The sequence below is a fragment of the Bradyrhizobium sp. 199 genome (genome assembly GCF_023073355.1).
In the GTDB taxonomy this organism is placed as follows: Bacteria; Pseudomonadota; Alphaproteobacteria; order Rhizobiales; family Xanthobacteraceae; genus Bradyrhizobium.
In genome coordinates this window covers 112,867-134,856 of sequence record NZ_JADPJI010000002.1, presented here as the reverse complement: position 1 = coordinate 134,856, position 21,990 = coordinate 112,867, and the positions used below count along the sequence as shown (strand labels likewise).

At 65.3% G+C, this 21,990-nt stretch carries 17 protein-coding genes; 13 read left to right on the top strand and 4 right to left on the bottom strand.

What is annotated here, in order from left to right:
* Positions 1-115: 115 nt before the first annotated feature.
* Positions 116-772 carry a peptide-methionine (S)-S-oxide reductase MsrA gene (gene msrA / locus IVB28_RS00610; RefSeq protein WP_247524135.1) on the bottom strand — a complete coding sequence of 219 codons (657 nt, stop codon included), beginning with the start codon at positions 770-772 and terminating at the stop codon, positions 116-118.
* 175 nt (positions 773-947) lie between these two features.
* On the bottom strand, positions 948-1,265 hold the full coding sequence (locus IVB28_RS00605; protein ID WP_028133689.1) for a hypothetical protein: 318 nt from the start codon (positions 1,263-1,265) through the stop codon (positions 948-950).
* 380 nt (positions 1,266-1,645) lie between these two features.
* On the opposite strand from IVB28_RS00605, the gene rpsT reads away from it, so the two are divergent.
* From rpsT to IVB28_RS00545, 12 genes are all read left to right on the top strand, one after another.
* Positions 1,646-1,912 (top strand): 30S ribosomal protein S20, encoded by a 267-nt coding sequence (gene rpsT, locus IVB28_RS00600; protein ID WP_212083530.1) that lies wholly within the window; start codon positions 1,646-1,648, stop codon positions 1,910-1,912.
* Positions 1,913-3,176: 1,264 nt separating this feature from the next.
* The gene (gene dnaA / locus IVB28_RS00595; RefSeq protein WP_247524134.1) at positions 3,177-4,586 is read left to right on the top strand and encodes a chromosomal replication initiator protein DnaA; all 1,410 of its coding nucleotides are present in this window, start codon (positions 3,177-3,179) and stop codon (positions 4,584-4,586) included.
* A 259-nt stretch (positions 4,587-4,845) separates the two neighbouring features.
* Entirely contained in the window at positions 4,846-5,964 is a 1,119-nt protein-coding gene (dnaN, locus tag IVB28_RS00590; RefSeq protein WP_247524133.1) for a DNA polymerase III subunit beta, read from the top strand.
* A gap of 128 nt (positions 5,965-6,092) precedes the next feature.
* Complete coding sequence (locus tag IVB28_RS00585) at positions 6,093-6,458, top strand: DUF559 domain-containing protein (protein WP_247524132.1); 366 nt, start codon at positions 6,093-6,095, stop codon at positions 6,456-6,458.
* A 90-nt stretch (positions 6,459-6,548) separates the two neighbouring features.
* Complete coding sequence (gene recF / locus IVB28_RS00580; RefSeq protein ID WP_247524131.1) at positions 6,549-7,685, top strand: DNA replication/repair protein RecF; 1,137 nt, start codon at positions 6,549-6,551, stop codon at positions 7,683-7,685.
* A 153-nt stretch (positions 7,686-7,838) separates the two neighbouring features.
* Positions 7,839-8,528 (top strand): hypothetical protein, encoded by a 690-nt coding sequence (locus IVB28_RS00575; protein WP_247524130.1) that lies wholly within the window; start codon positions 7,839-7,841, stop codon positions 8,526-8,528.
* A gap of 158 nt (positions 8,529-8,686) precedes the next feature.
* Entirely contained in the window at positions 8,687-10,852 is a 2,166-nt protein-coding gene (locus IVB28_RS00570; RefSeq protein WP_247524129.1) for a hypothetical protein, read from the top strand.
* A gap of 423 nt (positions 10,853-11,275) precedes the next feature.
* A complete protein-coding gene (gene gyrB, locus IVB28_RS00565) occupies positions 11,276-13,711 on the top strand; it encodes a DNA topoisomerase (ATP-hydrolyzing) subunit B (protein WP_247524128.1) in 2,436 nt (811 codons plus the stop codon).
* A gap of 144 nt (positions 13,712-13,855) precedes the next feature.
* Positions 13,856-14,323, top strand: a complete 468-nt coding sequence (locus IVB28_RS00560; RefSeq protein WP_247524127.1) for a hypothetical protein — start codon at positions 13,856-13,858, stop codon at positions 14,321-14,323.
* A 124-nt stretch (positions 14,324-14,447) separates the two neighbouring features.
* The gene (gene murA / locus IVB28_RS00555; protein WP_247524126.1) at positions 14,448-15,743 is read left to right on the top strand and encodes a UDP-N-acetylglucosamine 1-carboxyvinyltransferase; all 1,296 of its coding nucleotides are present in this window, start codon (positions 14,448-14,450) and stop codon (positions 15,741-15,743) included.
* A gap of 191 nt (positions 15,744-15,934) precedes the next feature.
* A complete protein-coding gene (locus tag IVB28_RS00550; protein WP_247524125.1) occupies positions 15,935-17,329 on the top strand; it encodes an MATE family efflux transporter in 1,395 nt (464 codons plus the stop codon).
* Complete coding sequence (locus IVB28_RS00545; protein WP_247524124.1) at positions 17,326-17,814, top strand: DUF2867 domain-containing protein; 489 nt, start codon at positions 17,326-17,328, stop codon at positions 17,812-17,814. The genes IVB28_RS00550 and IVB28_RS00545 overlap by 4 nt, the downstream gene beginning before the upstream one ends.
* A gap of 102 nt (positions 17,815-17,916) precedes the next feature.
* On the opposite strand, the gene IVB28_RS00540 is transcribed toward IVB28_RS00545, so the two are convergent.
* Entirely contained in the window at positions 17,917-19,032 is a 1,116-nt protein-coding gene (locus IVB28_RS00540; protein ID WP_247524123.1) for an FUSC family protein, read from the bottom strand.
* Positions 19,033-19,150: 118 nt separating this feature from the next.
* Between IVB28_RS00540 and IVB28_RS00535 the strand changes: the two genes are divergently transcribed.
* On the top strand, positions 19,151-20,518 hold the full coding sequence (locus tag IVB28_RS00535) for an MmgE/PrpD family protein (RefSeq protein WP_247524122.1): 1,368 nt from the start codon (positions 19,151-19,153) through the stop codon (positions 20,516-20,518).
* 5 nt (positions 20,519-20,523) lie between these two features.
* On the opposite strand, the gene IVB28_RS00530 is transcribed toward IVB28_RS00535, so the two are convergent.
* Positions 20,524-21,948, bottom strand: coding sequence for a serine hydrolase (locus tag IVB28_RS00530; RefSeq protein ID WP_247524121.1), 1,425 nt, complete (start codon positions 21,946-21,948; stop codon positions 20,524-20,526).
* Positions 21,949-21,990 lie beyond the last annotated feature (42 nt).

Genomic DNA, 21,990 nt, shown 5'->3' with positions numbered 1-21,990 from the left:
TGAGCGCCCGCCAACGCGGGCGTCTCGAAGGATGGCCACAGAGAAAAGCGCTCCCATATGCGATAGCCCTGCCTCCAGGGGAGACTTAAGTGCAGCACGCTTCGGCGACTTACACTTACGCGCTCACACCGATGCCGATCGGGCAGGACACGCCGGTGCCGCCGAGGCCGCAATAGCCGGCGGGATTCTTCGCCAGATATTGCTGATGGTAATCCTCGGCGAAATAGAATTCGCGTGCCGGCGCGATCTCGGTGGTGATGGCACCGAGGCCCCTGGCTGCGAGCGCCTTCTGATACAGCGCCTTCGACTCGTCAGCCGCTTTCTTCTGCGCATCGGAGTAGGTGTAGATCGCGCTTCGGTACTGCGTGCCGACATCGTTACCCTGACGCATGCCTTGCGTCGGGTTGTGGCTTTCCCAGAACGTCTTCAGGAGCCTCGCGTAGGAGATCTTGGTCGGATCGAACACGACCAGCACCACTTCGGTGTGGCCGGTGCGCCCCGAACAGGTCTCCTCATAGGTCGGGTTCGGCGTGTGGCCGCCGGCATAGCCGACAGCGGTCGTCGTGATGCCATCGCCGAGCTCCCAGAATTTGCGCTCGGCGCCCCAGAAGCAGCCGAGCCCGAACACGGCCTGCTCGAGGCCGGCGGGATAAGGCGGCTTGAGCTTGCTGCCGTTGACGAAATGGCTGGTCGCGGTCGGAATGGCCTGCGCACGGCCGGGCAGCGCCTCAGCTGCGCTCGGCAATGCGGTGGTCTTGCGCATGAACAGCATGATTGGATCTCCGCAAGCGAGCTGTCGTCGCCTGAGCCAGATGCTCACGCGGCGTGCTCGCGATCAGATGGGAATATAGGGTTCTACGTGAGCGTCGGCAGCGTTGTTACGTCGCGCGCCCGGCAGCGCTCAATCCCGGCGGGAATTGAAAGCTCAATTCCGGCTGGATTGGAGATCAATCCCGGGAATAGCCGATCAGCGGTTTCCGCGGGCGGAACAGGATCATCAGCAGAATGCCGAGAATGCCGAGGACGGCAAAGACCGGCTGATCCAGCAGCAGGCGGATCACCGAGGTCCAGAGCCAGGGCGCCTTGGCCTCGACCCAGGTGCGGAAGGCCGATTGGCTGGCCTGATTGATGTCGTTCCAGAACTGGCCGAAGCGGGTGAACCGCAGGGTCTGGTCGGCCACCCAGCGGGCGCCGTCATAGACCATGAAGATGAACCCGCCGGCGAGCAGCAACAGCCCAATCAGTCGAAAAAAGCCGCGGATCATGCCCCACCTTATATGGTCGTCCGATCGGAGGACCCGACAAAACGCCGCCTGCCAATAGCCGGGAGACGGCAGAAATTCAACCTCTTCAGGGCGTTACCGTGCTCCCTCGAGCGTCCCGGGGGCCGCTTTTCCAGCCCGGAAAGCGTTGACGGTGCGCAAGACCCTCTCTATAAGGGCGCCAACTGGCGGCGGGCGCAATCCTGCCGCCGCTGTTCTTTGAGCAGTTGCAGGCTCCTCGAGCTGAGAGGCTCTTTGAGGCCTCATGTTCCGGGGACAGCCCAGCAACCGAACACCCTAAATCCGAGCGTCGATTACGCGGTCAAGCAAGCCGGCGCTACCCGACCAAGACGCGACCGGTACCCGCAAAGGATATTGAGACCATGGCCAATACAACTTCCGCCAAGAAAGCGACGCGCAAGATCGCCCGCCGCACCGCCGTCAACAAGTCGCGCCGCACCCAGATGCGCGGCGCCGTGCGCACCGTCGAAGAAGCCATCGCGACCGGCGACCGCGCCGCTGCCGCGAAGGCGCTGGCGAATGCCGAGCCCGCTTTGATGCGTGCCGCCCAGCGCAACATCATTCACAAGAACAATGCCAGCCGCAAAGTCTCGCGGCTCACCGCGCAGATCGCCAAGCTCGCAAAGTAAGCTCGCCAGGTAATGGCGGACCGATCGGTCGATTGATCGATCGAGCATCGCACGCGTCAAACAGCCCGGCATCGCGCCGGGCTTTTTTGTTGCCTGTCATCTTCACGGGCGAGTCGCGCCGCAGTCGATCTTCGATTGGAAGGTTTGCTCCGCCTGCGCCATGCTTCGTTCCGTAGTTCTACCTGCCGATGTTTTTGCAACAGCGGAAACTTTCACCGCGTTGCAAAAACCCCTGCGCTGCGCGCTCGAATTGAACACCGCGGACGACCGAAGTTCTACACACCGTAGATTCACAGGAATGCACGTCGCTTGGGAGTTACCCTGTGAAATGAGACTCAAAAAACGATGTCTCGCTAATCACTTATCGACATAGCGATCGCAAGCGTTTGGAAAATTCACCCGCGCGTCGGGGTGCGTGACGAATTTGTTAAAAAATTTCGGCGGTGGCTGAGAATTGTCACATGAGGTGTGGCGTTTTCGATTCTGTGCACGAATCCAAAAACTTGCTCCGGAGCCTGTGCACAAGTCGCGTGCGGCGTTAACCGACGTCAAGTTTTTTTGGTGGCTCAAGTGTGAATCAATTCGTTGCGAGTCTTTCCGCTTAGTGTATTCCTTAGGTCGTCAGCGGCGCCCACGATCTTCAGACCAGCGCGGTTTAGGAAACGGGGCGAGCGTGCAAATCGGCGGCGGTGTGCACGTAGGCGACGCTTCAACAAGCGATGTCGGTTCACAACCCATAGCAATGTGGGAATGGTAGCTCTTTGTCTGAATGTCTCCAAGCGGGATCTTCCCGCCTCGTGCCAAGCGCATATGAGAGACATCGCAAAGCTACCCCGGCACGCAAGGCGGCGAAGTCGAGCAGACGACAAGTACACGGGCAGGCATCCGCGCAGGAGTACGGTGCGGCTGTCGTCAAGACACGCAGGACCTTGCCGTGAGCGATCACGGCAGGATGGGGAGGTATCATGTCTTTCGGACTCAACGCGGTATTGAAATACGTTTCGCATTCCAACGATGCCGTCCCGGATCCGTCAGTTCTCCAGCCTCCCGCGTGTGGCGGAGCGCCGAGTACGCGCTGACCTCGCGAACCCTCCATCTCCGACATCGCTGATCTGACGCGGCGTTCCCGCCGGACGGTCGAGCCATGCCTGATGATGGACTCGCTTTGAGGTCGCGCCATTCCGAGGGCCCTGCTCAAGGGGTCCTGCAGGAAACCCTGCATGGCGCTCACAACGCAACTATATCTCTCAAGAGAAGTTTTCTGATGATGACAATGGAACAGGATCGCTGGTCACGCGTGAAGGGTCGGCTGCGCTCGAGCGTTGGCGAGGACGTTTACACGAGCTGGTTTGCACGCATGGATCTGGAAGGTGTGCAGGAGGAGAGCGTGCGGCTCTCAGTCCCGACCCGCTTCCTGAAAAGCTGGATCCAGGCCCATTATGCCGAGCGCGTGCTGTCGTGCTGGCAGGCCGAGATGCCGGAAGTGCATCGTATCGACCTCACGGTGCGTTCGGCCGTGCGCCCGGTCGTGCAGAAGGAAGCCCCGGCGCCGGTCGAAACGCGACGCACGCCGACGGCGGAGCTGCGCTCGACCGCAACCGCGCCGGTCTCGGCCAATCACGACGCGCTCGGCGGCTCGCCGCTCGATCCGCGCCTGACCTTTGCGAGCTTCGTCGTCGGCCGCTCCAACACGCTGGCGCTTGCCGCCGCGCGCCAGGTTGCCGAAGGGCGCCGCGGCGATCCCGTGATGTTCAACCCGCTTTACATCCATGCCGGTGTCGGGCTCGGCAAGACGCACCTGCTCCAGGCGGTGACCTGGGCCGGCAATTCCGGTAACGAGCGCAAGGTGCTGTATCTCACGGCGGAAAAATTCATGTACGGCTTCGTCGCCGCGCTGAAGACGCAAACGGCTCTGGCCTTCAAGGAAGCGCTGCGCGGCATCGACGTGCTGGTCATCGACGATCTCCAGTTCCTGCAAGGCAAGTCGACCCAGGCCGAGTTCTGCCACACGCTGAACGCGCTGATCGACGCCGGCCGCCAGGTCGTGGTCGCGGCCGACCGGCCGCCGTCCGATCTCGAAAGCCTCGATGACCGCGTCCGCTCGCGGCTCGCCGGCGGCCTCGTGGTCGAGATGGGCTCGCTCGGCGAGGAGCTGCGCCACGGCATTCTCAAGTCGCGCGTCGCGGCGGCCCGCGCCCACCATGCGACGTTCGAGGTGCCCGAGGAGGTGTTGCATTATCTGGCGCGCACCATCACCCATAACGGCCGCGACCTCGAAGGCGCGATCAACCGCCTGCTCGCGCACTCGAAACTCAACAACCGGCCGGTGACGCTGGAAATGGCCGAGCACGAGGTGCGCGACCTGGTCCGGCCGCAGGAGCCGAAGCGGATCAAGATCGAGGACATCCAGCGGGTGGTGGCGCGGCAATACAATGTCAGCCGCTCCGACCTCCTCTCCTCGCGGCGCACCGCCAACGTGGTCCGCCCGCGCCAGGTGGCGATGTATCTCGCCAAGACGCTGACCCTGCGCTCGCTCCCCGAGATCGGCCGCCGCTTCGGCGGGCGCGACCACACCACGGTGCTGCACGCCGTGCGCAAGATCGAGGCCCTGGTCTCCAGGGATACGGCCCTGTCGGACGAAGTGGAGTCGCTGAAGCGCCAGCTTCAGGAATAAACGCCTAAGGCGCTCCTGCCATTCTCCCGCCGCCCCGGCCATGTCTGGGCGGCGGCCTTCGTTTTGGACGGTAAATCGTGGGGAACTGCCTCCGATCCCTTGAATCCGGGGGCCATCCGCGCCACCTTGCGCGACCCTGACGGCTTTGGTCATATCGGCTGGATGATCCGGCTTTCCGGGGTCTTCGGTGCCGTGGTGCGCGTCCCGCCGCCCGGCCTTCTAAACGTTGTGTTTCCTTGGGGATCGGGCGAGTAGTGCAATGAAGGTTACGGTCGAACGCGCGCAACTCCTGAAGTCGCTGGGCCACGTCCACCGCGTGGTCGAGCGCCGCAACACGATTCCGATCCTCGGCAACGTGCTGGTCCGCGCCGAGAACGCCAAATTGTCGCTGAAGGCGACCGACCTCGACCTCGAGGTGACCGAGACGCTGCCGGCGGAAACCGCGACCGCGGGCTCCACCACCGTGCCGGCGCACATGTTCTACGACATCGTGCGCAAGCTGCCGGATGGTTCGCAGATCGTGCTGGAGGCCGACGGCGACCGCGCCGTGCTGGCGATCCGCGCCGGCCGCTCCCGCTTCACGCTACAGACCCTGCCGGAGAATGATTTCCCGGATCTGGCCGCCGGCGACATGTCGCATTCCTTCTCGCTCGCCGCCAAGGACGTCAAGCGGCTGATCGACCGCACCCAGTTCGCGATCTCCACCGAGGAGACGCGGTATTACCTCAACGGCATCTATCTGCACGCCGCCGGCACGCCTAAGGCCGCAACCCTGCGCGGCGTCGCCACCGACGGTCACCGCCTCGCCCAGCTCGATCTGGTGCAGCCCAAGGGCGCCGAGGGCATGCCCGGCGTGATCGTGCCGCGCAAGACCGTCGGCGAGGTGCAGCGCCTGATCGAGGACACCGAAGCCGAGATGACGATCGAGCTGTCGCAGGCCAAGATCCGCTTTACGATCGGCAACGTCGTGCTGACCTCGAAACTGATCGACGGCACCTTCCCCGACTATGGCCGCGTCATCCCGCAAGGCAATGACAAGGAGCTCGTGGTCGACAAGAAGGATTTCGAGAACGCGGTCGACCGCGTGTCGACGATTTCGAGCGAGCGTGGCCGCGCGGTGAAGCTGTCGCTGGCGCCCGGCAAGCTGGTGCTGTCGGTGACCAATCCGGATTCCGGCAGCGCCACCGAAGAGCTCGAAGTCGAATACGCCTCCGACGCACTCGATATCGGCTTCAACTCCCGCTATCTGCTCGACATCGCCGCCCAGATCGAAGGCGACGTCGCAACCCTCAGGCTCGCCGACCCCGGTTCACCCACCCTGGTGCAAGACCGCGACGACAAGAGCGCCCTGTACGTGCTGATGCCGATGCGGGTGTGAGAAAAGTGGCTCTACGCCACGCGCACCCTGCTTTTGGAAGCAAGCGCGATGCGCATTGCTGCGCCCTCTCCCCTTGTGGGAGAGGGCTACTCCGCCGGTCGACGCAAGCGCGATAGGGTGAGGGGTTAGTGCCGCAGGAGCCGTCCCATCGGCCAGTTCCCAAACATCTCCGCCAATTTGCAAAGAACATGCGGCATGAGCCGACTGATGCGGAAGCTGCGATGTGGCGGCTGCTCAGAGAGCGTCGATTGTCCGCAGTCAAATTTCGCCGGCAGGCCCCGTTCAAGAGTTTCATTCTCGACTTCGTCTGTTTTGAGAAGCGCCTTGTGATCGCGGCCGACGGCAGCCAACACGCAGAGTCACAACGCGATGTCGCTCGTGACGCAGCCTTCTCCGCTGAAGGCTTTGCCATTGCGCGTTATTGGAACAATGACGTCCTACAGCAGCCCACTTCTGTGTTGGAAGACGTCCTTGCAAAGCTCGCCGGGCGGTAAGATACCCCTCACCCGTCGCCTCACTTCGTGAGGCGCCACCCTCCCCCACAAGGGGGGAGGGAAAGCCAAGCCCGGCAATGACAGAGTGATATGACACCCTCCCGCATTCATCGCCTGACGCTGACGCATTTTCGCAATTATCGGGCGGCGGGGCTCGAGACGTCGGCTGACATGGTGGCGTTGGTGGGGCCTAACGGGGCGGGCAAGACCAATTGCATCGAGGCGATCTCGTTTCTGTCGCCGGGACGCGGCCTGCGGCGCGCCACGCTGGAAGATGTCGCCGACAACCAGGGCGACGGCTCCTGGGCGGTGTCGGCGCAGGTCGAGGGCGCGCTGGGACTGGCGACGCTCGGCACCGGCATCGATGCGCCGCGGCCCGACAGCACGGCGAGCCGGCGCTGCCGCATCGACCGCGAGCCGGTCAATTCGGCCACCGCCTTTGGCGACCACATCCGCATGGTGTGGTTGACGCCCGCAATGGATGGGCTGTTCATGGGCGCCGGCTCCGAGCGGCGGCGCTTCTTCGACCGCCTGGTGCTCGCCATCGACAGCGATCATTCCGGCCGCATCTCCGCGCTGGAACGCTCTCTGCGCTCGCGCAACCGCCTGCTCGAAACCCGCAATTATGACGACCATTGGTGTGACGCGATCGAGCGCGAAACCGCGGAGCTCGCGGTCGCGGTCGCGGCAACGCGCGGCCAGACCGCAGCGAGGCTCACGGGCATGCTCAACGCGCGCGCGCAGGCCTCCGCCTTTCCCTCAGCGCAAATCGCGCTCGACGGCTGGATGGAGAATGCGCTGCTCCAGGAGACCGCGACGTCGGTCGAGGACCGCTACCGGCAGATCCTGCGCGACAACCGCCCGCGCGATGCCATCGCCGGCCGCACCACCGACGGCCCGCATCTCACCGATCTCCAGGTGATCTATGCGCCCAAAAGCATGCCGGCGCGCGACGCCTCGACCGGCGAGCAGAAGGCGCTGCTGATCGGCCTGGTGCTGGCGCATGCGACGCTGGTGGCGGAAATGACCGGCATCGTGCCGCTGCTGCTGCTCGACGAGGTCGTCGCGCATCTCGATCCGAACCGCCGCGCCGCGCTGTTCGACGAGTTGAAGAAGCTCGGCGCGCAGGTCTGGCTGACCGGTGCGGACCCGGCGGCGTTCGCCGAGATCGGCCCCGGAGGCGAAGTCTTCGACGTCGAGAGCGGACAGGTCTCGGCCCGAAGGTAGGCCGACGGGTTGAACCCGCTCGGTTTCGTCAGCGACTAGCTGCTTGAGGCCGCCGGCAGCGGCCATCGCGCCGAATTTTGGCACGCGCGATATTCTTGGAGCATGAGCATGACGGTGGTGAGGCATGGGGCGCGAGCCCCGGCACGATGGCGGATGTTTGCATACAGCCTCGTCCTGCTTGCGACGTGCCTGCTCGCGGCCAGCGCCGGCGCCTCGCTGCCGCATCTGTTTCCGACGACGCTCACGCTGGACTCCGATGCAGTGCTGCCAGCGCCGACCCGCTACAATCACAGAGGAATCCACACCACCCTGATGCGGGGCGTCGAAGCGCCGCTCCGCGTCAGGCTGGAAGCCACCGTGCCCGCAGCGCTGGGGGACGTCCTCGCCTTCTATCGCACCGAGCTGCGAAAGCTCGGCTGGCAGGAACAGCATGATCACGCGATGATCGGCGCCGACCACGTCCAGCTCGCCTTCATCTCGCCGCTGGGGCCCGCGGCGTTGAAACTCGACCGCAAGGAGTCCGGCACATCGGTCCATCTCGTGCAGAAGAACGCGCAGATGGCGACCAGAGCGAACGTCCTGCCCGAGCCCGGCCAGGCGAAGCTGGTGTTCAGCAACACCGGCGACAAGGAAGCCGTGCTCGAGATCCACGGGCAAACCATCCCGCGCCGGGCCGGCGCGAACGCGGTCGCGCTGGACCTCGTGCCCGGCAAATACCCCTACAGACTGGGCGTGCCGGGCTATCCAGCCACCAAGGACATTCTCACGGTCACAGCCGGCGATACCTGGGAGCTCACGGTCGGGCGCGATGGTGACGCGTGGCCGCCGCTGCAGCTGTACTGAGCCCCCGCCCCTTTTCAGGCCCTGGCGCCGAGCAGAACGCTCCTGTTGAACCTCTCCGGTTCCCAACGCGACTTCTCGTCTGAGGCCGCGCGCCGACGGCGCCGCAGCCTGCCATGCGCGAGGGCAGGACGACCGCGCGACATCCAGGAGTTTTGACGATGCCGATGATCCAGCGCGGGGCGCAAGTCCCGGCAAGATGGCTGCTGCTTGCCTGCGGCATTCTCGCGATGGCGAGCACCTCGCGTCCGGCGGGCGCCGCAGACGAAGGCATCGTCGACGTCCACGCGCTGCCACGGCTCGAGGGCGCGGTGGAGGACACCACGCGTCCCGATCCCTACCGCCTCGAATATCGTGTGCCGACGCCCCAAGGCGCGACGTCGCAGGCCGTGCGCAAACTCCTGAGCGCCGAAGGCTGGGTGCCCTACGTCCTGCCGCTGGAGGAGAGGGGCACCGCGCTGAAATTCAAGAAGGGGCGGCAGGGGCTTTCGGTTCACTTCACGCAGGCGCTCGGCCGCCCGGACCAGTCCGTGGTCTATTACACGACCGACCGGATCTATTCGAACGTGCCGTTTCCCGACGCCGCGAGCGACCTCGTGTTCGATGGCACAAGGCCCTATCTCGGCTGCATCGCGCCCGGCGCGCTCGATGCGACCGCGGAGTTCTTTGCGAAGGACATGGTTGCGATGGGATGGCGCAAGCTGACGCCCCAGACAGCCTCGCGCTGGCCGAATGCCGATCTCAACGAGATCGTCCTGAACGGCATGCGCGCGTTCTACGATCATCCCGATGGCGACACGACGCAGTTCTACAAGCAGAAGCCGGTGATGCTGACTTTGATCCGCCGCGACGATGGCCGCACCAATGTCGAGATCAAGGTGGCGCCGTTCGCGCTGCCCCAGGAGCTCGAGGCCGATGATGACATGGCCGGGCTGCCACGGCCCAAGCCGACCAAATCGGCGCGAGGCCTCGGCAGCGCAAGCTCCAACAAGCGCGAGATCAGCGCCGCCGCGATGGCCGAGCTGCCGGCCGTGCTCGCCTTCTATCATCGCGAGCTCGCCGCGCGCGGCTGGCAGGAAGACGGAAACGCGCCGCTTGCGCCCGGCGACGAGGTCGCGATCAAGATCTCTTCCGCCGAGGAAACCGGCGTGCTGCGGCTCGGCCGCAAATATGATTTCACCATGATCAGCCTGATCGCGCAGGTGAAGGAATCAGCGCTTGCGGCCCGCGCCAAGGCGAAGAAGGAGGCCGACGACAGGTTCCTGGGCGATGCCCTGGGTGCGGCTCAGCAGCTCATCGCTGCCGATGAGGCCAGGCGGAAGTCGCAGGCCGCCGCGCTGTCGGACGCGCCGCTCACTGCGCTCGCCGACAGCAAGACGCCGGTGCCGCTGCCCGAAGGCGCCGAAGACGTGAAGTTCGAAGGTGGTGACGGCCAGCTGGAATTCTCCTCGACATCGAGCGTGAAGGCACTCAGCAGCTTCTATCGCTCGGCGCTGAAGGGATCGGGCTGGAAGGAGCAGCCCTCCGTCATCAAGCAGCCCAACATGGCGGTGATGGCGTTCTCCAAGGGCGGCAAGTCGATCTCGATGACCGTGATGCAGATGGGTCCGAAGGTGAATGTTCGCGCCGACGGATCGGGCCTCGTGATGGCTGGGGCCAAGCCTGAGGCCAGCACGGAGGCGGAAGGACAGGCCAAGTCCTCCGAACCGCTCAAGCCAGATCCTGACTCCCAACTGCCCGTTCCGACGCAGCATTCGTCGAAATCGTTTGAGACCACGAAGATACCCGGCGGAGAGGCTCCACTCCGCCGCGAGCTGCGAGCCAGCGTCCCGGCACCGCTCCAGGATGTCCTCGCCTTTTATCGAGCGGAGTTGGCCAAGCTCGGCTGGCAGGAAAAGAGCGACGGCGCAGCTATGTCCGCAGATCGCGCACAAATCGACTTCACCTCACCGCAGGGCCCGGCCGTGCTCAAACTCGGCCGCACCAAAGGCGAGACCACTGTCCATCTGGCGCAGAAGAATTCCGATGCGGCAGCCAAGACCGGCATCATGCCAAAGGCGGGACAGGCGAAGCTCATGCTCGGAAATATGGGACCGAGCGAGGCCTCGCTGACGATCAACAAGCAGACGGTCAAGATCGCGGCCGGCGCCGGCGGCCCGCAATCGCCGAAGGGACCGATGCTCGATCTGCCGCCGGGCAAGTACCAGTACGCGCTGCGCATGCCCGGGCAGCCCGCCCGCACTGAGGCCCTGACTGTTGCCGCCGGCGAGGCCTGGGGCCTTCTGGTGGGCCCCGGCGGCGACGTGCTGCCGCTTCAGATGTATTGAGGCCGCGATGCCTTTCGGCGCGCGTAGCGTGTTGGCCGACCGCGAATGCCTCACGTCGTCATGGCCGGGCTAAACACTCGTCCCGGCCATCCACGCCTTCTCCCCCACGGCGGCAAAGGCGTGGATGCCCGCGACAAGGGCGTGACGACGACCTGTGAATGCCGCCCAAGGCGCCCGAAACCAGCCTTCCTGAACATGAAAAATCCACGCCTTTCGAGACCCAAAACGCGTCCTCGAATCGCACTTTTTGCAAGCCTAGGAACCGGCTTTCAAAAGCCTTGAAAAGTCGCCGAAAAACCCTATCTGCTCAAAGGGTTGCCGGAGGATACTTTGCGCTAGGCGCAAACCCTCTTTCATGGCACAAACAGCCTGCAAATCAGCGCCTTTTGCGCCGCTGATTCGGGCGACATTCGAAGGCCTCTCATGACAGAACCTGCTCGGCAGCCCGCTGCCGAAAACGAGCCCTCCAATCCGAGCGAATACGGTGCGGAATCGATCCGCGTGCTCAAGGGTCTCGACGCCGTCCGCAAGCGCCCGGGCATGTATATCGGCGATACCGACGACGGCTCGGGCCTGCACCACATGGTCTACGAGGTCGTCGACAACGCGATCGACGAAGCGCTCGCGGGCCACGCCACGCGCGTCGATGTCGTGCTCAACGCCGACAATTCCGTCACCGTGCGCGACGACGGCCGCGGCATCCCTGTCGACATCCACAAGGGCGAAGGTATCTCGGCGGCCGAGGTCATCATGACCCAGCTCCATGCCGGCGGAAAATTTGACCAGAACTCCTACAAGGTTTCCGGCGGCCTGCACGGCGTCGGCGTCTCCGTCGTCAATGCGCTGTCGAGCAAGCTCGTGCTGCGCATCTGGCGCGACGACAAGGAGCACACCATCGAGTTCGCCCATGGCGATGCCGTGGCGCCGCTCAAGGTCGTCGGCGACGCGCCGGGCAAGCGCGGCACCGAGGTCACGTTCCTGGCCTCGGGCGAGACCTTCAAGAACATCGAATATGATTTCGCCACGCTCGAGCACCGCCTGCGCGAGCTCGCCTTCCTCAATTCCGGCGTCAACATCGCCCTCTCCGACATGCGTCACGCGGTCGAGAAGCGCGAGGAGATGCATTATTCCGGCGGCGTCGAGGAATTCGTCAAATATCTCGACCGCAACAAGAAGCCCATCGTGCCGGCGCCGATCATGGTGCGCGCGGAAGCCAACGGCATCGGCGTCGAGGCGGCTTTGTGGTGGAACGACAGCTACCACGAGAACGTGCTGTGCTTCACCAACAACATCCCGCAGCGTGACGGCGGCACTCATCTGGCCGGCTTCCGCGGCGCGCTGACGCGTCAGGTCAACGGCTATGCCGAGGCCAATGCGAAAAAGGAAAGGATCGCGCTGACCGGCGACGATTGCCGCGAAGGCCTCACCGCCGTCCTGTCGGTGAAGGTGCCGGATCCGAAGTTCTCGTCCCAGACCAAGGACAAGCTGGTGTCCTCGGAAGTGCGTCCCGTGGTCGAGAACGTCCTCAACGAGGCGCTCCAGGCCTGGTTCGAGGAGCATCCCTCCGAAGCCAGGATGATCGTCGGCAAGGTGATCCAGGCCGCCGCCGCCCGCGAAGCCGCGCGAAAAGCCCGCGAGCTGACGCGCAAGAGCCCGCTCTCGGTCTCCTCGCTGCCGGGCAAGCTCGCCGACTGCCAGGAAAAGGACCCGGCCAAGTCCGAGCTCTTCATCGTCGAGGGCGACTCGGCAGGCGGCAGCGCCAAGCAGGGCCGCAACCGCGAATTCCAGGCCGTGCTGCCGCTGCGCGGCAAGATCCTCAATGTCGAACGCGTGCGTCCGGACAAGATGCTGCACAGCGAGCAGATCGGCACGCTGATCACCGCGCTTGGCACCGGCATCAGCGACGAGTTCTCGATCGAGAAGCTGCGCTATCACAAGATCATCGTGATGACGGACGCCGACGTTGACGGCGCCCACATCCGCACGCTGCTCTTGACCTTCTTCTATCGCCAGATGCGCGACATCATCGACGGCGGCTATCTCTATATCGCCCAGCCGCCGCTCTATAAGGTCAACCGCGGCAAGTCCGAGCAATATCTGAAGGACGAGCGCGCGCTGGAAGATTATCTGATCGATACCGGGCTCGACGATTGCGTCTATATCCCCGGCACCGGCGGCGATCGCACCGGCCGCGACCTGCGCTCGCTGGTCGACGACGCCCGCGCCGTCCGCGGCATCCTGCGCAGCCTGCACACCCGCTACAATCGCAAGGTGATCGAGCAGGCCGCCATCACCGGCGTGCTAAACAAGGCGATCTACGGCGATCCGGAAAAGGCCGCCGGGGCCGCGCAATACATCGCCGCCCGCCTCGACACGCTCGCCGACGACGTCGAGCGCGGCTGGATCGGTCAATACGTCGAAGGCCATGGTTTCCAGTTCGAGCGCACGGTGCGCGGCGTCAAGGACGTCGCCCTCATCGATGACGCGTTCCTAGGCTCCGTCGAAGCCCGCAAGCTCGATGAGTACACGATCAAGCTCCAGGACGTTTATGCCCGCCCGGGCAAGCTGCGGCGCAAGGACGCCGAGCACATGGTGTACGGCCCGGTCGATCTGTTCGAAGCCGTCACCGACGCCGGCCGCAAGGGCGTCTCGCTGCAGCGCTACAAAGGTCTCGGCGAGATGAATCCGGAGCAGCTCTGGCAGACGACGCTGGATATCAACGCGCGATCACTGCTCCAGGTGAAGGTGAAGGAGGTCGACGAAGCCGACGACATCTTCACCAAGCTGATGGGCGACGTGGTCGAGCCGCGGCGCGACTTCATCCAGGAACATTCGCTGAGCGCGACGATCGATATCTAGCGCGCGTTTGCTTCGGCGGTGCCGATCGCGCGCACCGATCACCTCTCCCGTAGGAGAGGTGAGAACCCCCTGAACCTCATCTCCCGTCAACGCGACGAAGTGGCATGAACCCGTTGGCCAATTCCGGCCGGGAAACCTCACGCCATGACCGCATCCGCAATGACCCGTTCCACCGTGCCGTCCCGGCGCCTCGGCATCGTGGGCAGCATTGTCGGTGTGTTGGCGCTGATGGCGGCGGTGCTGCCGCATTGGGTCGTGCCGATCGTATTTCCCCCGCCGCCGGCAGATAAGGTGATCGTCGACACCGGAAATCGCATCAAGGACCGCGTCATCGCGAAGGTAAAGGGCGTGGAGTATCAGGCCCCGAAGGTCGAGAAATCCACGGGGCGAAGCTGGAGCGAAATCGCGTCAGTCACCGCGATCTCGCTCGGCCTGCTCGCCGTCCTGCTCTCCGTCCTCTCGCTGGTCTTCAGGGAGGAACGGCTCCTCGCCGCCGTCGCCGCCGCGCTCGGCGCCGGCGCCATCGCGATCGAAATCTCCTTCGTCATGATCGGCGCTCTGGTCCTGATTGCGATCCTGTATGTGGTGGGAAACATCATCGGGTTGTTCTAAGGGCTGCCGCCTGCCACAAGCTCCAGATTGACGGCCTGATACGGCAGCACAATTGCTCCCGCGTCCAATTCTCTGTAGTTTCCGCTCCGAAACAGCCCACCCAACAGGACAGCGAGAGATCTCAGTGGCGCCCATCCAATATATCGTCGAGGGCGGTCACCGGCTCTCGGGCTCGATCGAGCCGTCCGGCAACAAGAATTCGGCGCTGCCGATCATCGCGGCGGCCCTGCTCACCGAGCATCCGGTGACGCTGGAGAACGTGCCGCGGATCCGCGACACCGAGACGCTGGTCGAATTGATCCGCTCGGTCGGCGCGTCGGCGGAATGGACTGGCCGCAATACGCTGCACATCCACGCCAAGAGCATCCGCGCCGCCGATCTCGACCCCGATCTGTGCGTGCGCATCCGCGCTTCGATCCTGCTGGCGGGCCCCTTGCTCGCACGCTGCGGCGAGGTGATGCTGCCGCCGCCCGGCGGCGACGTCATCGGCCGCCGCCGGCTGGATACGCATGTACTGGCGCTGGAGCAATTGGGCGCAAAAGTCACCGCGACCGACCGGCTCGAATTCCGCGCGCCAAAACTCGCGGGTGCCGACGTGTTCCTGGACGAGCCAAGCGTCACCGCGACCGAGAACGCGCTGGTCGCGGCGGTCGCGGCCGACGGCGTCACCTATTTGCGCAACGCGGCGTCCGAGCCGCATGTGCAGGACCTCGCCAATTTCCTGGTCGCGCTCGGCGCGAAGATCGAGGGCATCGGCACCAACACCATGATCGTGCATGGGCCGGCAACGCTGGGGTCGGCGACCTATCGCATCCAGCCCGATCACATCGAGGTCGGCTCGCTGATCGGGCTTGCCGCGGTGACGCGCTCGCCGCTTCGCATCACGCGCGCCGGCGTCGAGCATCTGCGCTCGGTCCGCATGGGATTCGAGCGGCTCGGCATCGTCTGCCGCGTCGAGGGCGACGATCTCATCGTGCCGTCGAACCAGACCCTGAAGATCCAGGACGATTTCGGCGGCCACGTGCCGAAGCTGGAAGACCAGCCCTGGCCGGCCTTCCCGGCCGATCTGATGTCGATCGCGATCGTCACCGCCACGCAATGCGAGGGCGTCATCCTGATGTTCGAGAAGATGTTCGAATCCAGGATGTTCTTCGTCGACAAGCTGATCGCGATGGGCGCGCGCATCGTGCTGTGCGACCCGCACCGCGCGATCATCGCAGGGCCCAGCCGCCTGCACGGCGCGACCATGACCTCGCCGGATATCCGCGCCGGCATGGCGATGCTGCTGGCGGCCGTGTGCGCCCAGGGCACCTCCACCATCAACAACGCCGACCAGATCGAGCGCGGCTACGAGCGCATCGAGGAGCGGCTCAACGCGCTGGGCGCGAAGATCAAGCGCGTGCCGGAGCGCAAGGGCTAGCGCCTCCCAAGGGCTCGTGCCCCGGACGCGGCGCAGCACGCAAGTGATGCGCTGCTGAGCCGGGGCCCATGGGACGGGGCCTGAGACCGCAACTTTCGGGGTCCCGGCTCAGCGCAGCAGCGCTTCGCGCTGCAGCGCGTCCGGGACACAATACCCATGGTTTCGTCGCCCTGCGATGCTATTGGAGAGCCATGCTCGATACCGTCCAACACCATTCGCAGCCGCAAACCGGCATGCCGCAAAACCATCTCGCGCAGGAGTTCGTCGAGACGCTGCGGCTGGCCGTGCCTTTGATGCTGACGCAGCTCGGACAGATCGCGATGATCACGACCGATCTCGCGCTGATCGGGCGGCTCGGCGAGGATGCCGTGGCCGCTGCGGCGCTGGCGCATACGGTCTATTTCGTCAGCTTCACCTTCGGGCTCGGATTGATGGCCGCGGTGTCGCCGCTGGCCGCGCAGGCCTTCGGCGCCGGCGACGTCAGGCTGATCCGCCGCTCCTTGCGTGTCGGGCTATGGGCCGCGCTGCTGATCTCGCTGCCGATGATGGCCTCACCGCTCTATGGCGAGCAGATCCTGCTCGCGCTCGGACAGGCGCCGCAATCAGCCGGCCTTGCCCAACGCTATCTGAATGGCCTCGCCTGGGGCATCGCGCCGGCACTCGGCTTCATCGCGGTGCGCAGCATGATGAGCGCGGTGAACCGGCCGCAGCCGCCGCTGTGGATCACGGTGGCGGCGATCCCGGTCAATGCCGCGCTGGTCTATGCCCTGATCCACGGCCTGTTCGGCCTGCCGGAGCTGGGCCTGTTCGGCGCGGGACTTGCGACGACGATGGTCAACCTCGGCACGTTCGTCGCGGTGCTCGCGATCGCAGGTCTGCGCAAACCGCTTTCGGACTACCGCCCGCTCGCCCGCTTCTGGCGGATCGACTGGCCTCTGATGCGCCAGCTGATCGCGATCGGCGCGCCGATCTCGTTTTCGCTGCTGCTGGAATATGGCCTGTTCTCCTCGGCCGCGCTGCTGATGGGATTGATCTCGACCGCCGCTATTGCCGCGCATCAGATCGCGCTGCAGATCACCGCCGTGCTGTTCATGGTGCCGCTCGGCATCGGCATGGCGGCGACGGTGCGGGTCGGCCACGCCTTCGGCCGCGGCGAGCCGGCGGCCGTGAAGCGCGCCGGGCTGGCCGCAGCCGTGCTCGGCGTCGGATTGGTCTCCGCCCTGACCATCGTCATCATCCTCGGCCGCTACCAGCTCGGCCGGCTGTTCTTCGGTAGCGGCGCCGAGAGCGCGGCCACCATCGAGCTGACTGCGACGTTGCTGCTGGTCGGCGCCACCTTCTTCATCGCTGACGGCCTGCAGACCATTATGGGCGGCGCGCTGCGCGGCCTGAACGACACCAGGATGACGCTGCTGTTCGCCGCGATCGGCTATTGGGGCATCGCTTTTCCGATCGCCTGGGTGCTGGCCTTCAACGCGGGGCTTGGCGCGGTCGGCGTCTGGGTCGGGTTTTCGGTCGGGACGTTCGTCTATGCCGGGCTGCTGATCTTGCGCTTCCGGATGCTGACGCGCAGATTGGCGGAATGAACGGAACCGTCCGCGAAGTCGCACCCGAGGTCGATGCCAATACGCTGCTGGCAGGCGCGCAGTTCGCCGACGCGTTTCGCGTCGAGATCGGCACTGCGCAAGTGAACGCCCGCGAGGCCTGCACCCGGATGGTGCTGCACGGACCGCGCTGGATCGATGGGCTGCTGCGCCTGCGCAACATTCTGGTAAGGCCGTTCGGGCTGAAGACGTCGGGTGAAGGCGCGCCGGCGCCGGGCGGATCGATCGGCCTGTTTCCGGTGCTGAGCGAAACGCCGGAACGGCTGGTCGCCGGCTTCAACGATTCTCACCTCGATTTCCGCATCGTGGTCGACGCTTCAGGCGATGCGGCAGGCCGTCGGGTGACTTTGACCACGCTGGTGCGGACGCACAACCGGCTCGGCCGGACCTATCTCGCTTTCATCACGCCCTTCCACAAGCTCGTGGCCCGCAGCATGATGAGACGCATCGTCGAGCCGGCCCCTTAAAAGCGCGATGCGATTAGGATAACTCGCCATCGCGCTTTAGGTTGTTGTTCAAGCATGATCTTTTCGGAAAACCGCTGCGCACTTTTCCGGATCATGTTTTGGCTACTCCGCCACACGCGCCGGCTTGGTCGCCGCAGCCTCCGACCATTCGCCGACGACCCGATCGAGATCGCAGAGATTCTGGTGCATCTGCTCCAGCGAGAAACCGAGCGCGAAGAATCGCTCGGCGGTGTCGCCGGGATGACCGCGGATCAGGCCATCCTGGCGGACGGCGGCGACCGCCTCGGCGTAGTGCTGAAGCGCGACATGGACGGGATGGATCGGCGGCGCGCCGGCGCCTTGGCGGAAGGCGCCAGCTGCCGAACGCAGGAAGCGCGCGATCGCGGTCGAGACTTCCGTCAGGGGAGCTGCGAGCCGCGTTTGCACCTCGATCGGCAGCGGCACCACGGTGGCGCGGCCGATCATCACGACATCATGGCGCAGCCTCAGCACGGTTCGCAGCAGCGGACCGGTGTCCGGACCGCTCGACAGCCGCGCGGCGCGCTCGCGCTCGGCCTCGGTTCCGATCGCATTGAGACCAACCATCGCGGTGCCGATGCCGTCCTGGATCCGGTGCAGCGCGTCGTTGTCACGGCCGCGGGTGAGGCCCGCGAGCAGCTCGGTGAAGGCATCTGCGATCAGTTCGAGCAGGATCGCGGCGCTGGCACGGATCTGCCGCGCCGCGCGCGAGGGCAGCACCAGGAACGAGACCAGCAGGCCCGTGACCGCGCCCACCGCGACCTCGCTAACGCGGTCGATCGCCGAGGTCATGGGGTCGGAATGATGCATGGTCGGAACCAGCAGCACGATCACGGCGGTCACGGTGGCCGCACTCAAGCTTGGATTGATCGCGGCGATGAAGGCGAGCGGGGCGACCGACAGCACCAGCAATCCCAGCAGCCCGGCTTCGCTGGAATAAGGGATCAGGATCGCGATGGCACCGCCATAGATCGCGCCGCCGATGGTGCCGAGCATATAGTCGCGCGTCGCCTTCAGCGAGCGGCCGACGCTCATCTGGGTCACGATCAGCGAGGTCAGGACGGCCCAGAGCGGCAACAGCAGATGCAGCGCGGTGGCGAGCGCATAGGCCGCGGTCGCAGCGACCGTAACCCGGATCGCGAGCCCCAGTTGCGTTCGCCGCGACCGTATCCGCTCCCACACCTGTCCTGCGAATGCCATGGTTGGAAGTCCGATCCTCTTAAGGCCAGGCAAAAGCATGGCTGATGCCCGTGGCCGCAAGGCTGCTTGAAAGGCCAAATCAGCCCGCCTAACTTGCGCGCCAAAACGAGGAAACACGATGGCCCACGAAACCGCAACGCTCGCCGCCTATGTCGCTAACCTGAACTACCAGGATATTCCGGCGGAAGTGCTGGATCGCGCAAAAGTGCTGACGCTGGACTTCCTCGGCAGTGCGATCCGGGCGAGGCGCGAGGCGGAATCGACCCCGTCGATGCTGAAGATGCTGGAAGCACTGGCGCTGGACACCAAGGGCGAATCCACCGTGTTCGGCGATGCCAAGACCTGGACGCCTGCGGTCGCCGCGCTGCTCAACGGCGCGCTCGGCCATTCCCTCGATTTCGACGACACCCACGCCGATTCCTCGCTGCATCCGAGTGCGCCGGTGGTTCCGGCCGCCTTCGCCGTCGGCGAGATGGTCGGCGCGTCGGGGCGCGACGTGCTGACCGCGATCGTGGCGGGTTACGAGGTCTGCTGCCGGCTCGGCAATGCGCTCGATCCGACCTCGCATTATGCGCGCGGCTTCCACCCGACCGCGACCGCCGGCACCTATGGCGCGGCCGCGGCGGCCGGCAAACTGTTCGGCCTCTCCGAGCAGCAGCTCATCGCCGCCTTCGGTGTCTCCGGCAGCCAGGCCGCCGGCTCGCTGCAATTCCTGGTCAACGGCGCCTGGAACAAGCGCTACCAGGTCGGCGCCGCCGCGATGAACGGCGTGATCGCCGCGACGCTGGCGCGCAACGATTTCGTCGGCGCAACGGAATCGGTCGAGGGCAAGCACGGGCTGCTCGCCGGCTACACCGACGACGCGCATCCGGGCAAGGCGGTCGCCGAGCTCGGCAAGAGCTACGAAACCATGAAGATCGGCGTAAAGCCTTATCCGAGTTGCCGCTACACCCATGCCGCCATCGACGCGCTGATCGCGATGCGGCGCGAGCACAATCTGACGCCTGACCAGGTCAAGCGCGTCGAGATCGGACTGCACCGCAACGGCATCACGCTGACGGGCGATGCCGCCACCAAGCGGCACCCGACCTCGATCGTCGGCGGCCAGTTTTCGATGTTCTTCACCGGCGCGCTCGCGCTCGACCAGGGTTCATTCGGCTGGGACGATTACAGCCGCCTTGGCGACACCGCAATCGACGCGCTCGCCGACAAGTTCGACGTGGTGCAGGACGACCGGCTCGAAGTCGGCCGTACGCATCCTTTTGGTGCCCGCGTCAGCATCACCACCGACGATGGCGTGCATGAGCGACTCTATGCCGATCCCTCCGGTGAGCCGACCTCATTCCCGGACGCGCAGGCGATGCAGCAAAAGTTTCTGACGCTGGCACGGCCCGTGTTGAACGCGCGCGCGGAAAAATTCGCGGACGCGATCATGACGCTGGAGCGGTTCGATCGCGTGGCGAGGGCGACGGAGCTGGGGCGGTAAAGCACCTAATCCACGCCCGCCATCTTCCCCTTCTCGCGCGTCGCGGCCACCACGTCGCGCACCAGATCGAACACGCCGTCTGCCTGCGGCGGTCCGTTCGGCGAGCGCCCCATCCGCACGATCACCAGCTTCTCCGACGGAATCACGATGGTGTATTGCCCGATCGTGCCCTTGGCGAAGAAGGCATCGCGTGGCCAGCCGTGCTCGACGCGAAACTTCGCGCCAAAACTGTCGCCCTGGTTGGTCCAGAAGCCGGCGCCGATGCCAACCCACGCGTTCGGTGTCGGCGATGCGGTGTAGTTCACCCAACCTTCGGGCAGGATACGTTTGCCGCCGGCGACGCCGTCGTTGAGATAGAGCTGGCCGAAGCGCGCCCAGTCGCGCGCCGGTGCGAGCATTTCGCTCGAGCCTTCGATCGTGCCGACGCCGTCGAGCTGGAGCGTGACGTGGCGCATGCCGAGCGGGGCAAACAATTCGCGGCGCGCGAAGGCAAGCGCGTCTGCGGGATTCCCGCCGGCAGCGACGCGGATCACATGCGAGAGGATGAGCATGTTGCCGTCGTGATAATTCCACACGGCTCCGGGCGCGGTCTCCAGCGGCATGCTCTCCGCATAGGAAGCCATGTCGGCTTCCACGAACTTCATCCGGTTGACCGGCTCGAACGCGGAGCCGAGCGAAGCCTGCAATGAGCTGCCGAGCGCCAGCCCGGCGGTGTGGCGCAGCAACTGATCGACGGTGATGGCGCGGCGCGGATCATTCGGGTTCTTCCAGGCAGCGACCGGCGCGGGCTCGTCGAGCTTCAGCTTGCCCTGGCGCACCAGCACACCTGTTAGCGCCGAGATGACGGATTTCGTCATGGAGAAGCCGAGCAGCGGCGTCTCCGGCCCGACGCCTTCCGCATAGCGCTCCGCGACGACGCGGCCCGACTTCATCACGACCACCGCGCGGGTGCGCCGGTAAGGCGGCTGCGCAGGCTCGGCGAAGGCGCGGTCGAGCGCGGTGGAAAGTGAGGGGCTTTGCGACGGCACGATTCCAGGCCCGGCGATCTCGGGCAGCAATGCGGGCTGCCTGACATCCGCAGGAGGCTCGACAGCGGCAATCCCCGCGCCATGGTCGAGCGTGCAGCCGAGCCCCTCGCGATAGACGGCGTGGCTGCGGCCGATTCCGAACAGCGTCACCGTGACATCCTTGCGGACGCGATCGACCTGATAATCCATCGCCCAGCTGATCAGGCCCGCCCCGGACATGGCGTCATTGGTCTCGGCAAAGGTGCGCTGAGGATCGAGGCCGGAGACGAACGTCTCCGAGCACAGGATGTCGGCGACGAAGCCGGTGGCGACCTTGGGCACGTCGCGGGCCCGCGCGGCGCCGAGCACAAGACCGGCACAGGCGATGGTGGTGATGAGGATGATCTTGCGGCGGCGGGTCACTGGCGGTCTCCGGCTTGGGCGTATGCCCGGGGAGAAAGCCGG

Coding starts and splice junctions, on each gene's coding strand:
- msrA (WP_247524135.1), bottom strand. CDS start 772: ATGCTGTTCATGCGCAAGACCACCGCATTGCCGAGCGCAGCTGAGGCG.
- IVB28_RS00605 (WP_028133689.1), bottom strand. CDS start 1,265: ATGATCCGCGGCTTTTTTCGACTGATTGGGCTGTTGCTGCTCGCCGGC.
- rpsT (WP_212083530.1), top strand. CDS start 1,646: ATGGCCAATACAACTTCCGCCAAGAAAGCGACGCGCAAGATCGCCCGC.
- dnaA (WP_247524134.1), top strand. CDS start 3,177: ATGATGACAATGGAACAGGATCGCTGGTCACGCGTGAAGGGTCGGCTG.
- dnaN (WP_247524133.1), top strand. CDS start 4,846: ATGAAGGTTACGGTCGAACGCGCGCAACTCCTGAAGTCGCTGGGCCAC.
- recF (WP_247524131.1), top strand. CDS start 6,549: ATGACACCCTCCCGCATTCATCGCCTGACGCTGACGCATTTTCGCAAT.
- IVB28_RS00575 (WP_247524130.1), top strand. CDS start 7,839: ATGTTTGCATACAGCCTCGTCCTGCTTGCGACGTGCCTGCTCGCGGCC.
- IVB28_RS00570 (WP_247524129.1), top strand. CDS start 8,687: ATGCCGATGATCCAGCGCGGGGCGCAAGTCCCGGCAAGATGGCTGCTG.
- gyrB (WP_247524128.1), top strand. CDS start 11,276: ATGACAGAACCTGCTCGGCAGCCCGCTGCCGAAAACGAGCCCTCCAAT.
- IVB28_RS00560 (WP_247524127.1), top strand. CDS start 13,856: ATGACCGCATCCGCAATGACCCGTTCCACCGTGCCGTCCCGGCGCCTC.
- IVB28_RS00550 (WP_247524125.1), top strand. CDS start 15,935: ATGCTCGATACCGTCCAACACCATTCGCAGCCGCAAACCGGCATGCCG.
- IVB28_RS00545 (WP_247524124.1), top strand. CDS start 17,326: ATGAACGGAACCGTCCGCGAAGTCGCACCCGAGGTCGATGCCAATACG.
- IVB28_RS00540 (WP_247524123.1), bottom strand. CDS start 19,032: ATGGCATTCGCAGGACAGGTGTGGGAGCGGATACGGTCGCGGCGAACG.
- IVB28_RS00535 (WP_247524122.1), top strand. CDS start 19,151: ATGGCCCACGAAACCGCAACGCTCGCCGCCTATGTCGCTAACCTGAAC.